The 13306-nt window shown below is 59.5% G+C and carries 9 protein-coding genes; 5 read left to right on the top strand and 4 right to left on the bottom strand.

Features of this window, described 5'->3' with window-relative positions; all coding sequences use genetic code 11:
• Positions 1-392: 392 nt before the first annotated feature.
• From cadB to pdxY, 3 genes are all read left to right on the top strand, one after another.
• Complete coding sequence (gene cadB / locus OKC28_RS07505) at positions 393-1727, top strand: cadaverine/lysine antiporter (RefSeq protein ID WP_005312099.1); 1335 nt, start codon at positions 393-395, stop codon at positions 1725-1727.
• 76 nt (positions 1728-1803) lie between these two features.
• Positions 1804-3936 (top strand): lysine decarboxylase CadA, encoded by a 2133-nt coding sequence (locus OKC28_RS07510; protein ID WP_270688504.1) that lies wholly within the window; start codon positions 1804-1806, stop codon positions 3934-3936.
• 68 nt (positions 3937-4004) lie between these two features.
• A complete protein-coding gene (gene pdxY / locus OKC28_RS07515) occupies positions 4005-4865 on the top strand; it encodes a pyridoxal kinase PdxY (RefSeq protein ID WP_021139725.1) in 861 nt (286 codons plus the stop codon).
• A 22-nt stretch (positions 4866-4887) separates the two neighbouring features.
• Here pdxY and OKC28_RS07520 read toward each other — a convergent pair whose 3' ends face one another.
• On the bottom strand, positions 4888-6309 hold the full coding sequence (locus OKC28_RS07520) for an MATE family efflux transporter (RefSeq protein ID WP_021139724.1): 1422 nt from the start codon (positions 6307-6309) through the stop codon (positions 4888-4890).
• Positions 6310-6415: 106 nt separating this feature from the next.
• On the bottom strand, positions 6416-7324 hold the full coding sequence (locus tag OKC28_RS07525; RefSeq protein ID WP_021139723.1) for a LysR family transcriptional regulator: 909 nt from the start codon (positions 7322-7324) through the stop codon (positions 6416-6418).
• A gap of 504 nt (positions 7325-7828) precedes the next feature.
• Here OKC28_RS07525 and OKC28_RS07530 point away from each other — a divergent pair.
• Positions 7829-9124, top strand: coding sequence for an HAAAP family serine/threonine permease (locus OKC28_RS07530; RefSeq protein WP_034523881.1), 1296 nt, complete (start codon positions 7829-7831; stop codon positions 9122-9124).
• Positions 9125-9265: 141 nt separating this feature from the next.
• Positions 9266-10546, top strand: coding sequence for an L-methionine/branched-chain amino acid transporter (yjeH, locus tag OKC28_RS07535; protein WP_034523880.1), 1281 nt, complete (start codon positions 9266-9268; stop codon positions 10544-10546).
• A 55-nt stretch (positions 10547-10601) separates the two neighbouring features.
• Here yjeH and OKC28_RS07540 read toward each other — a convergent pair whose 3' ends face one another.
• Positions 10602-11141: a GNAT family N-acetyltransferase gene (locus tag OKC28_RS07540; protein WP_021139720.1), complete on the bottom strand. Its 540-nt coding sequence runs from the start codon at positions 11139-11141 to the stop codon at positions 10602-10604.
• A gap of 77 nt (positions 11142-11218) precedes the next feature.
• A complete protein-coding gene (locus OKC28_RS07545) occupies positions 11219-12952 on the bottom strand; it encodes an ABC-F family ATP-binding cassette domain-containing protein (protein ID WP_270688508.1) in 1734 nt (577 codons plus the stop codon).
• Between the last annotated feature and the right edge of the window lie 354 nt (positions 12953-13306).

The following is a 13306-nucleotide window of genomic DNA, read 5'->3' on the forward strand; positions in this document are numbered from 1 at the left end:
GAACAGGGGTGAGCGGCCGCTTGGAGCGATGGTCAGAGGGACTTTCGGATGGCCGCAAGGGGAGGGGGCGCTATGCGAGGCCCGTTATCCCGGGTTTATCCCCGGAAAAATATCAAGACGGCGAGATAAGGGGGTTATCAAGGGGCAAAAGCGGGGTGGCCGGATATCAAGGTTTTATCAAGATGGCGGTGTGGCTTGATTTCAATTTGCTGTTTTTAAATGGTTTTTAGCAAAAGCGAGGGGGCGGCGAAAAAAGTTGGCTCATGTTTTTATCCGTTAGCGGGTCCTTATGTTTTCCGGGGAGGAGAGGCCTAGTCTGTGCCCATTCGTTGGCGGGGCGTTCCGCCAAATGTGTATGTGACGACCCGACCTTTTATAGAACCGGAGATCTTATGTCCCTAGATACGAGCAAGAAGATTGGCCTCATCGCCTGTACTGGTGTGGTGGCCGGCAACATGATGGGGAGCGGCATAGCGCTGCTGCCTTCGGCACTGGCTACCATAGGTTCCATTTCCATTTTCAGCTGGGCCATTTGTCTGGTGGGTGCCATGGGCCTCGCCTTCGTGTTTGCCCGTCTCGCCACCAAGAACCCGCAAGAGGGTGGCCCCATTGCGTACGCTGGCGAGATCTCCCCCGTGTTCGGTTTCCAGACCGGTGTGCTCTATTACCATGCCAACTGGATCGGCAACCTGGCCATCGCCATTACCGGCGTCTCCTACCTGTCGGTGTTCTTCCCCATCCTCAACAACCCTATCCCGGCGGCCATCGCCACCATAGCGGCGGTCTGGATCTTCACCTTCGTCAACCTGCTCGGCGGCAGCTGGGTGAGCCGACTCTGTACCCTGGGTCTGGTGCTGATCCTGTTGCCTGTGGTGGGTACTGCCGTGATGGGATGGGGGCATTTTGATACCAGCGTCTACAGCCAGAACTGGAACACCACCAGCGGCAGCGACCTGCATGCGGTAATCAGTGCCGTGCTCATCTGCCTCTGGTCTTTTGTCGGTGTGGAATCTGCCGCCGTCTCTTCCGGCATGGTGAAGAACCCCAAGCGTACCGTCCCCCTCGCCACCATGCTGGGCACGGGTATCGCGGGTGTTATCTACATCCTCTCTACCCAGGTGATCAGCGGCATGTTCCCGGCCGGTGAAGTGGCGGCCTCTGGCGCACCGTTTGCCATGGCCTCCTCCGCCATCTTTGGCAACTGGTCTGCTCCCTTCGTGTCTGCCTTTACCGCTTTGGCCTGTTTCACCTCGCTGGGTTCCTGGATGATGCTGGTGGGCGAGGCGGGCAAGCGTGCCGCCAACGATGGCAACTTCCCGAAAATCTACGGTGAGCTGGACAAGAACGGTGTGGCCAAGAAGGGCCTGATCCTCGGCTCCCTCAAGATGACTGCGCTGATGATTGGCCTGACCGCCTTTACCTCCCGGTCCGCTCACGCCGCCGATCTGTTCAACGTGCTGACCACGGATGCTGTGCTGCTGACCATGCTGCCCTACTTCTACTCCAGCATTAACCTCATTCGCTTCGAGGGCATGACCTCCCGCAGCATAGGCACCATGATTTTCTCCGGCGTTGCCTGTGTCTTCTGTCTGGTGGCCCTGATGGGCGCCAAGGGTTCCAACCTCACTGCCACCTTCGTGGTGTCGCTCATCATTCTGATGTTCTACGCCAAAAAACAGGGGCTGCGTCAACACGACGCCCTGCTCAAAGAGCAAGCCAGCCACTAATTCCCTTTTTTTCTTCCGAGCGCTCTTCACTCACCATCCCTGATGGAGAGCGCCCCTTCATGTGTGGAGCATCAAGATGAATATCATTGCCATCCTCAACCACCTGGGCGTTTTCTTCAAAGAAGAGCCCATTCGCCAGCTGCAAGCTTCCCTGGAGCGCAAAGGCTTTCAGGTTGTGTATCCGGTCGATGTGGCCGACTTGCTGAAGCTTATCGAGAAGAACCCCCGCGTTTGCGGCGCCATCTTCGACTGGGACAAATATTCACTGGGTCTGTGCAAGGAGATCCACGATCGCAACGAGAAGCTGCCGATCTTCGCCTTCGCCAACGATCAGTCCACCCTGGACATTCACCTGACCGATCTGCGTCTGAACGTCCACTTCTTCGAGTACCGTCTCGGCATGGCCGACGACATCGCCCTCAAGATGGGTCAGGCTACTCAGGCCTATCAGGACGCCATATTGCCGCCCTTCACCAAGGCGCTGTTCAAGTACGTGGAAGAAGGCAAGTACACCTTCTGTACCCCGGGGCACATGGGCGGTACCGCCTTCCAGATGAGCCCGGCCGGCAGCATCTTCTATGACTTCTACGGCCCCAACGCCTTCAAGGCGGATGTCTCCATCTCCATGCCGGAGCTGGGTTCCCTGCTGGATCACTCAGGCCCGCACAAGGAGGCCGAGGAGTATATCGCCCGTACCTTCAATGCCGACCGCTCCTACATAGTCACCAACGGCACCTCCACCGCCAACAAGATTGTTGGCATGTTCTCCGCCCCGGCGGGCAGCACTGTGTTGGTGGATCGCAACTGTCACAAGTCCCTCACTCACCTGATGATGATGAGTGACGTGACCCCTATCTATTTTCGTCCGACCCGCAACGCCTACGGCATTCTGGGGGGGATTCCGCAGAGCGAATTCAGCCGCGAGACCATAGCGGCCAAGGTTGCTGCCACCCCGGATGCCCAGGCACCCCGTTACGCCGTGATCACCAACTCCACCTACGACGGCCTGCTCTACAACACCGGCTTCATCAAGGAGAGTCTGGATACCCCTTACATCCACTTCGACAGTGCCTGGGTGCCTTACACCAACTTCAGCCCCATCTATGAGGGCAAATGCGGCATGAGTGGCGACGCCATGCCGGGCAAGGTGTTCTACGAAACCCAATCCACCCACAAGCTGCTGGCGGCCTTCTCCCAGGCCTCGATGATCCACATCAAGGGTGACGTTGAGGAAGAGACCTTCAACGAAGCTTTCATGATGCACACCTCCACGTCGCCGCAATACGGCATAGTGGCGTCCACCGAGATCTCCGCCGCCATGATGCGAGGCAACAGCGGCAAGCGTCTGATCAAGGACTCTATTGATCGCGCTGTCTCCTTTCGCAAGGAGATCAAGCGGCTGCGTGATCAGAGTGAAGGCTGGTTCTTCGATGTATGGCAGCCGGACAACATAGACACAGTCGAGTGCTGGAAGCTGGATCCGAAAGATGATTGGCACGGTTTCAACGGCATCGACGATGACCACATGTACCTGGATCCCATCAAGGTCACGCTGCTGACCCCGGGGATGAACCGTCAGGGCGAGCTGCTTGAGCGTGGCCTGCCTGCCTCCCTGGTCTCCAAGTTCCTCGACGAGCGAGGCATAGTGGTGGAGAAGACAGGTCCCTATAACCTGCTGTTCCTCTTCTCCATCGGGATCGATCAGTCCAATGCGATGCAGCTGCTGCGCGCCCTGACCGAGTTCAAGCGTGGCTATGACCTGAACCTGACCATCAAGAGCATATTGCCGAGTCTCTATCGTGAAGACCCGAGCTTCTACGAAGGCATGCGGATCCAGGAGCTGGCCCAGAGCATCCACGATCTGACCTGCAAGTACCGTCTGCCGGAGCTGATGTTCAAGGCGTTCGACGTGCTGCCGGAGATGAAGATGACCCCGCACCTCGCCTGGCAACAGGAGCTGGCGGGCAATCTGGAAGAGGTGCCGCTGCGTGACATGGTGAATCGCATCAGCGCCAACATGATACTGCCGTACCCGCCGGGAGTGCCCCTGGTACTGCCGGGCGAGATGGTAACGGCTGATTCCCTGCCGGTGCTCGAGTTCCTCGAGATGCTGTGCGAGATCGGCGCCCACTACCCGGGCTTCGAAACCGACATCCACGGCCTCTATCGTCAGGCCGATGGCAGCTACATCGTCAAGGTGCTGTGCTAATCAAAGTGACAACAACGGGCCGCAAGGCCCGTTTTTCCCTGCGGTTTTTATCCATTTTGTGAGTCGTCATGAAGCGCATTCTCTCCATTCAATCCCACGTCGTCTTTGGCTGTGCCGGCAACAGTGCCGCCGTCTTCCCTATGCGCCGCATGGGCATGGAAGTGTGGCCTGTCAACACAGTGCAGTTTTCCAACCACACCCAATACCGTCAGGGGTGGCAGGGGATGGTGATGCCGGATGGCCATATCCGCCAGCTGATAACCGGTCTGGCCGACATAGGCGTGCTGGGGCAGTGCGATGCGCTGCTAAGCGGTTACCTCGGCTCGGCCGAGCAGGGGGAAGAGATACTGGCGGCGGTGGCCAGACTCAAGGCGCTCAACCCGAACGCCCTTTATTTCTGTGACCCCGTCATGGGTCACCCCGACAAGGGATGCATAGTGGCACCCGGTGTCGCCGATTTTCTCAAAAACCGGGCGCTGGCCTGTGCCGATATGCTGGCCCCCAATCTGCTGGAGCTGGAACAGCTGACCGATCGGGAGATCCGCAATGTGCCCCAGGCACTGGCAGCATGCCAGCAACTGCGGGATCAGGGGGTCAAGCTGGTGATGGTCAAGTATCTCGGGAAGGCGGGGTTTGCCATGGACAGGTTCGAAATGCTGCTGGTATGCGAAGAGGGGGCGTTTCATATCTCACGCCCCCTCTATCCCTTTGCTCGCGATCCCATTGGAGTCGGTGATCTGCTGAGCGCCACCATGCTGGCCAATCTGCTGGCAGGTTTCACGCCTGTGGCGGCGTTCGAGCGTACCAACGCCAGCGTCGATGCAGTAATGGCACAGACCTGGCTCGCCGGAGCCTATGAGCTGCAACTGGTGGCAGCCCAGCAGGTGATGGTGTTGCCACAGGTGCGTGAGCAGGCTACCCGGCTTTAGCACGTAGTCGTGCTACTTGTGTCTAGCTCGGGCGACGTGCCAGCCGCAGAGCCTGACGAGCGGTTAGCCCTGTGGCCTGGTGCAGGCCCTGAGGAGCGCACGCCAGCTTGAGGCGACGCCACTCTCGCCACAGCAGCCAGCACAGCGGCAGTGTCAACAGCAGCACAGTCGTGGGCTGGGCGAGCAGTACACCTTCGCGTCCCCACTGCATCGGCAGCAAGAAGATCAGTGGCAGCAGCAGCAGTGTCTTGGCCGCCGATATGATCAGTGCCTGCTTGGTGCGAGCCATGGATTGCAGCAGCACTATGCCAAAGATGATGATCCCTTCCAGCGGAATGGCGCTGAGGTTGAGAGTCAGGCTGCTGACGGCGGCGGCAAGCAACTCGGCATCCTGACCGCCGGTGTAGAGCATGGCCACCTGGCGCGGCAACAGCTGGATCAGCAACCAGACTGCCATGCCATAGACCAGCGTGATCTTGAGCCCCATCTCCATCAGGAATTTCAGGTCACGGTAGCGCTTGGCCCCCGCCGCCTGACTGACGAGAGGCTGGATGCCAAATGCCAGTCCCTGCAGGATGACGATGAATATTGCCTCCGTGTAGCCTGCTACCGTGTAACCGGCCAGATCCTTGATGGCGCCATACGCCATCAGCTGGCTATTGTGCAGCAGCAGCAGCAGTCCCAGGTTGAACTGGGCGATCAGGCTCGGCAGGCCGGTAAAGAGCAGGTTGGGCATGGCCGGAAAATTGGGCACTAGATGGCGCCATGACAAATTCAGTTTGGCATGGGAAGTAAAGAAGTAACCCAGGCCCAGCAGGCTGACGACCCCCTCGGACATGAGTGTCGCCTGGGCAGAGCCCACCAGTCCCAACCCCAGTCGACCGACCATGATGTAGTTGAGAATGATGTTAAGCACTGCGCCCCCGCTGACCAGGATCATGGCCAGCCTGGGTTTGCCGTCGTTGCGCAGCAGATAGGGCACCGCCAGGTTGCTGGCCAGCAGCAGGGTACCGCCACCAATCCAGTAGAGGTAGTCACTGGCCTGTTTCCAGGTCTCTGTGCCTTGCTCGATTCCCAATGCCAGCAGGATATCGATGTGCCAGTGGTGCAGCAGCAGGGGGGCCAGAGTGCCGAGCAAGGCCAGCAGCCAGAGCGCATTGACCAGTGCCTGGCGGGCGAGCTTGATGTTCTTGGCCCCTTGCTGGAAGGAGATGGCGGTGGCCGCGCCCATGCTGATCATGGCGGCGAGACCGATCAGCACCATGATGACCGGGTAGACCAGGTTGATGCCGGCGAGGCCGGCGGCGCCCACGTAGTGGCCGACGAAGATGCCATCGACCAGGTAGTAGGCACCGGAAACCAGCATGGCCATGATGGAGGGGAGGGCATAGCCCCAGAAACGGCGGGTCATCGCCCGCTGGCGTAATGTGAAGTAGGCAGACATATCTATTCTCTTGGGGAGTTCGATTATCGAGCCGACAGTCTAAATTAATACATTTTTGTTGATAATCCGCCTTAAGATCGATGAATTGATGAGTAAAATTCAGCAATTACCGGGTTTGGTAGTGTGCCTTGAGCATGTCGATCAGGGCGCGCAGACCTTTACCCAGTTGATGACGGCTTGGATAGAAGAGTGAAAATCCCACGAAGGTTGGGCACCAGGGCTCCAGCACTCGCAACAGTTTCCCTTCTGCCAGCTGCTTGCTGACCTCCTCTTCCGGACAGTAAGCCAATCCCAGCCCTGCCTCGGCAGCGCCAAGATAGAGGGCTGGCGTGCTGGTGGTGAGCGGCCCTGTCACCTCGATTTCCAGCATGCTCCCCTTTCCCTCGGTAAACGCCCAGCGATAATGGTGGGAAGGTGTCAATCGATAACCTATGCAAGCGTGACGCGACAGCTCGCGGGGATGTTGCGGTGTGCCGTGTTTGCTCAAATAGGCCGGTGAGCCCACCACCAGATAACGCTGGTGTGGTCCCAGTGGCACACCGATCATCTCCTTGGGCAGCAGATCGCCGTAGAAGATGGCTGCGTCATAGCCATCCTCGATAAGCCGTGGCATCAGCTCCTGCTCCACCACCTCTACCTGCATGCGCGGGTAGCGCACCATGTAATCGATAAGCACAGGGGCCAGCAAGTCGTTGATGGCCTCCCTTGGTGCGCTTATTTTCAGTCGCCCGACAGGCTCATTGCTGTGATGGGCCAGCTCGTCGAGGGCCTCTTCCAGGGTATTGAGGGTCGGCAGCAACTGCTCGAGCAGACGTTGACCCGCATCGGTCGGCACCACGGCGCGTGTGCTGCGATTGAGCAGTCTGACACCGAGCCGGGTCTCCAGCCCTTTCAGGCTGTGGCTCAGGGCGGAGGCCGAGACGCCGAGTTCGAGGGCGGCCTTGCTGAAACTCTGATGGCGGGCCACGGCGGCAAAAACCGCCAGTTCGGCGAGATCGGTACGGGTGATGACCATGACAACTCAGGGGAAAAAAGGGTGAACAACAGGGTACGTCAGGGCAAGGCGAGGCACAACCTGACCAATAAACGACCGAGTGTAAGCGGTTTGTTATACCTATAAGGATATAGATACTGGTGAAACTACCTGTACTTGTTAACGGTTGTTCACAAGGTTGAGCTGATAACGTGATCCATGACGCCAGAAAGGCGATTCTAGTCAAACTTTGGTTGATTAATTCAAAAAAACACTGTGATCGTTAAGGGGATTTAATTAGAGTCAGCCCATCAGAACAAAGGCGCGTTAACGACTTGTAACAGCTGACGCGCTGACAGCCCCAGGCTGATGACCCACTGACCTGTTTGTTGCAATTTGGTTGTTGCATGGAGTAATGACCACCTTGCCGGGTTTGGGGGGAAGAAAAAAACAGGGATGGACGGCAGGAGTTCCAGGGAAATGGGACAGGGCATTGCGCCCGATTGACTCGATTTTTCTATTTTCCTTGATGACAGGAACACCACTATGTCTGACATGAATATTGCAGTAGAAGGCAGCGTAGCCAGTAATGCGTCTTCCCGTGGCAACACCAAGGCCGATCTGGTCTGGATGCTGGGTTTGTACGGTACCGCCATCGGTGCCGGTGTACTCTTCCTGCCGATCAACGCCGGTGTAGGTGGTTTGTGGCCGCTGGTGGCCATGGCGCTTCTGGCGTTGCCGCTGACCTTCTTTGCACACCGTGGTCTGACTCGCTTCGTACTGTCCGGCTCCACCCGTGATGGCGACATCACCGAAGTGGTGGAAGAGCACTTTGGCAAGACCGCAGGCAAGTTCATCACCCTGCTCTACTTTTTTGCCATCTATCCCATAGTACTGATGTACTCGGTCGCCATCACCAACACGGTTGAAAGCCTGCTGGTTCACCAACTGGGTATGACAGCGCCCCCCCGTGCCGTCCTGTCGCTGGCACTGATCCTGGGTCTGATGGCGGTGGTTCGCCTCGGTGGCCAGTTCATCGTCAAGGCGATGAGCGTGCTGGTATTCCCGTTCGTGCTGACCCTGATGGGCCTGGCCTTCTATCTGGTTCCACACTGGAACGGCGCCATCATCACAGAAGCACCGGCCCTGTCCGATGCCTTCAACGGCGACTTCATCAAGACCCTGTGGCTGGCCATTCCTGTGATGGTGTTCTCCTTCAACCACTCCCCGATCATCTCCTCCTTCGCGGTAGACAACAAGGGTCGTTACGGCGCCGGTGCCGAGAAGAAGTGCGGCAACATACTGCTGGGTGCCCACGTCATGATGGTCATGACCGTCATGTTCTTCGTGTTCAGCTGCGTACTGAGCCTCTCCCCGGCTGATCTGGCTGCCGCCAAGGAACAGAACATCACCATTCTGTCCTACCTGGCCAACCATTTCGATAATGCTTTCATTGCCACAGCGGCTCCGCTGATCGCCATGGTTGCCATCAGCAAGTCCTTCCTCGGCCACTATCTGGGTGCCAAAGAGGGCATGAACGGTCTGATGGCCAAGGCGCTGCGCGAGAAAGGCAAGCAGGTCGACATCAAGCAACTGGACAAGGTGACTGCCGTCTTCATGATCCTGACCACCTGGGCTGTGGCTACCGTCAACCCCAGCATCCTCGGCATGATCGAAGACCTGGGCGGCCCCATCATCGCCATGCTGCTGTTCCTGATGCCGATGTACGCCATCACCAAGGTACCTGCCATGCGCAAATACGCTGGCAACATCAGCAACGGCTTCGTGACCCTGATTGGCCTGATCGCCATGTCCGGTATCATCTACAAGCTGATTGCCTGATAATTCCGGTTACACTGTTGAATGAAGAAGCCGCCTCGCAAGAGGCGGCTTTTTTTGTTTGAGCAAGGGATAGTCCTTAACAAGCAAGGGGTTGCGGCCTAACATGGCCCGATGTGTGTTTATTAATCGGGACAAAGGAATATGTCTGCTTTGAAAAAGGATCTCGGGCTCTGGCAGGGAATGGGGCTGCTCGCCACCTCACTGCTGGGTACCGGTATCTTCGTGGTGCCGGCGACCGCGGCGTCGCTGGCCGGTGGGGCCTCGCTCTGGGCCTGGGTGCTGCTCATTGTGCTGGTGCTGCCCATCGCCTTCACCTTCGCCCGGCTTGGCCGTCGTTATCCTCACGCAGGTGGGGCGCCGCATCTCATCGGGCTTGCCTTTGGCAACGGCGCCGAGCGCTTCTCCGCCTTCCTGTTTCTGGCTGTGCTGCCGGTGGGATTGCCTGCCGCACTCACCATTGCCGCCGGCTTCTGGCATGCTTTGTTCGAGATGGAGGAGTGGACCCTGTGGGGCATACAGCTGCTGACCCTGCTCGGGGTGTTTCTGCTGGGTTTGCGCGGGGCACGATCCTCCGGCAACCTGCAACTGCTGATCGCCCTGGCCATATTGGGGCTGACCCTGCTCATCTGGTTCAAGGGTGATCTCAGCTGGCGCGACGGGGCCCAGCCGTTGCCGAGCGCAAGCGAATGGCCCGCCATGGGCACGGCGCTGGCAGTGATGTTCTGGTGCTTCGTGGGGCTGGAAGCCTTCGCCCACATGGGGGAGGAGTTCAAGCGACCTGAGCGGGACTACCCGTTGGCACTGCTTGGCGGCGTGCTGCTGGCGGGGCTTATCTACTGGGTTCACTCGCTGGTGGTGCTCAAATATGGGCTCTATGGCGACGAGGCAAAAAACGCCACCGCCATTCCGGCGCTGCTCTCGCTGCTGTTCGGCCCTACCGCCAAGTGGCTGGTGGCAATCCTGGGTTATCTCTCCTGTTTTGCCAGCATCAACATCTATCTGCAGGGGTTTGCGCGCCTTATCTGGAGCATGGCGCGGGAGGGCAAGCTGCCCACCTCGCTGGCTCGTCTCTCGGCCCGGGGGGCGCCGCTCAATGCCCTGTGCTGGGTGCTCGCCATCTGCCTTGTCTCCATCACCTTGATCCTCTGGCTGCGGCTGCCGCTGGATGAGCTTATCCGCTACGCCAACGGCAACTTCGTGCTGGTCTACCTGCTCTGCATGGCGGCTGGCTGGCGTCTGCTAGGCGGCATGGGCAAGGGGCTGGCGGGATTGAGTGTCTTGCTCTGCCTCGCCGTGCTGGTGGCGCTCGCCTCCCAGGTGTTTTATGCCGTATTGCTGAGTGCAGGTTACGGTCTCTTCTCCCTGTGGCGCCGCTATCTGCGCCGCACCCGGGACACGGAGAATATCTGCGTCATCAAGTAACCATCCCGACAAAGAGCCCCGCAGTGCGGGGTTCTTTGTCTATCAGGGGTGTTGGCTACCGGGCGCTTGGCTGGTCGCTGCGTAGCAGGGCGTAGTGTTGCAGGGAGATAAACTGATTCCCCTTCCATTCGCACTCCCGCGCCGTCCCCTCGTAGCGAAATCCGGCGCGGAGCAGGACGCGGGCGGAGGCGACATTGGGCTCCTCCACCAGGGCCTGCAGCCGGTGCAGCGTAGTGGTGCCATAGAAGTGGGTCAGAAAAAGGGGCAGGGCCCTGCCCATTACCCCTTTTCCCCAGTACTCGGGATAGAGCCAATAACCTAGCTCGGCCTTCCTGTGCTGCGGATCGCCATCGTTGTAGCCGATGGCCCCCATGGGGAGGTCGGTGTGCTGACTGCGGATCAGAAACCAGCCGCCAGTGCCCTGACGCACCAGGTCGGCGTACCACGCCATCTGGGCCTCACAGGCTGTCAGGCTATCGTAACTGATGCCGTAGTGGGCAATAACCTCTGGATCCGACAGGCCGCGATAGATGTGAGGCAGATCGGCCGCCGTGATGGGGTCGAGCCGCAGTTCGCCCCCTTGTCGTGAATTCATGCTCTTCTCCTGTGCGGCCTGTGTTGGCAGGCCGCCTGATTGGGAAAGACAGTTGTGTGAAGGTGTGACTGCTGGTGTCAGTTCGCTGCGAGGCCAAGCAAACCGGCCAGCTGCTGCAACTCGTCGCGCCACTGTTGTTGCAGCCGGGGTGTCTGATGCCTGGGCTTGCGGGCGAGATCGGCGGCGAGCAGGGCATCCAGCTCGTACCAGCGTGCCAGCAGCGCCTCTTCGTCATCCTCCACAGTGGCTTGCTCCTGCGGGCTGCCAGTGGTGGCGGGGCTGATTGAAAGGTCCATGGGTTCATCACAGAGCAGCTCGGCATAGGCCCGCTCGGCACTGTGGGCTTCGACAATCCGGCCTTCCCTGATCACCCAGAACCGGTTGCAACTGCGCTCGATCAGATCCCGGTCGTGGGAGATCAGCAGCACGCCACCGGCAAAACGCGACAGCGCCTCGGCCAGATCTTCTTTTCCTTCCAGATCCAGATGGTTGGTGGGTTCATCCAGCCAGAGCAGATGGTGGCTCGCCAGCGACAGGGCGAGAAACAGCAGCCTGGCCCGCTCACCACCGCTCAGGCTATGCACGCGTTGCCCGTGACGGGAGTAGGGGAAACCTGCACGGATCAAGGCCTGGCGCAGCGTCACCTCGGGCAGGGGGGCCAGACAATAGAGAGCATCGGTCAGCGTTACAGCGTCATCGAGCTGCTGCAGGGACTGATCGTAGTAGGCGATGCTGGCGCCGGGGTGGCGGTGCCAGCCTTCACCCGGTAGTTGAGCGCGCAGATCGTGCCAGCACTGACGCAGCAGGGAGGACTTGCCGGTGCCATTGGCACCGAGCAGGGCAACCCTGTCTCCGGCTCGCAGCCCGAGATCCTCGGCCCGCAGCAGGGGAGGCAAGCCGGGAGCGGGGCGCACGTCGAGGGCGTCCAACCGCAGCAGGGCATCGGCGGGCAGTGCCTGCCCGTGCAGTTCGAGGCGCCAGGGGGCGCCGGCACCGACAACGCTCTGCTCCTCCTGCATCCTGGCAATCCGTTTCTCCATGGATTTGGCCTGACGCACCAGCTTCTCGTTGTCATGCTCCCGCCCCCAGATGGCGAGGCGTTTGCTGCTGGCGCTCAGGCGGTCGATCTCCTTCTGCTCGTCGGCCCGGCGCAAACGGGCTTGCTCGTCCTCTTCCGCCTGGGCCGCTCTGGCCTGGCTGCAAGGCAGGGCGAAGCGATAGAGGCATCGATCCCGCAGGATCAGGGTCTCGCGGGTGACCCGGTCGAGCAGGCGGCCATCGTGGGACACCAGCACGAAAGCGCCGCGCCAGCCCAGCAGGAAGTGCTCCAGCCAGAGCAGAGCGGGCAAGTCCAGGTGGTTGCTGGGCTCATCGAGCAGCAACAGATTGGGCTGGCGCAGCAGGGCGCGGCCTATCTGCAATCGGGTGTGCTGGCCGCCGCTCAGGGCGCTGACCGGTAACGCGGCCTGTGCTTCAAGCTGCAGCTCGGTCAGCATCTTGTCCACCTGCCAGTCGAGCGCGGGATCCCCGTCCACTGCATCGAGCAGTACGGCGCGGGCGGTGAGCGCCTGCAGGCGTGCGGGCAGATGTTGCGCCACGAATTCACAACGGCAAGCCGCTGCGTGATGCACGCGTCCGTCATGGGGATCGAGCTGACCGGCCAGCAGGGCGAGCAGTGTGCTCTTGCCGCTGCCATTGGCACCGATAAGGCCGATGCGATCACCGCTGCGGATGCTGAGGTCGACGCTGTCAAACAGGGGAAGGTGTCCTGCCGTCATGTGCAGGGAATGGGTACTCATCAGGGTTGTCATGCTCTTGCTCTCTAAAATCACGGGATCAAAAATCCCTGTCATCAGGAGCGCTGGCGACAACGGCAGAGTCGAGAAAGGTCTCGGTTTGGAAGGGAGTCGGCTTTGCTCGAACCCGCTATCGCAGCGCGATGGTATGCAGGCAAGAGCACTGGAATGTGCCGAACAGGCGAGCCGAGAACATCGGGCACGCTTGGATAACCATTTTTTACCTCCTTATTTTTTGTGATGACAAGGTGCGCCGATTATAAGCACAGAAAAAATAGCCGTCCATCGGGGGTAATGCCAGTCAGTTAAGCCTGACTGGCATTGTTTTTATTGGCTTTTTTTACACTGTATTTCTGTGGCCTTGGCTTC

Source organism: Aeromonas sp. D3, from assembly GCF_027705025.1.
GTDB lineage: Bacteria > Pseudomonadota > Gammaproteobacteria > Enterobacterales > Aeromonadaceae > Aeromonas > Aeromonas salmonicida.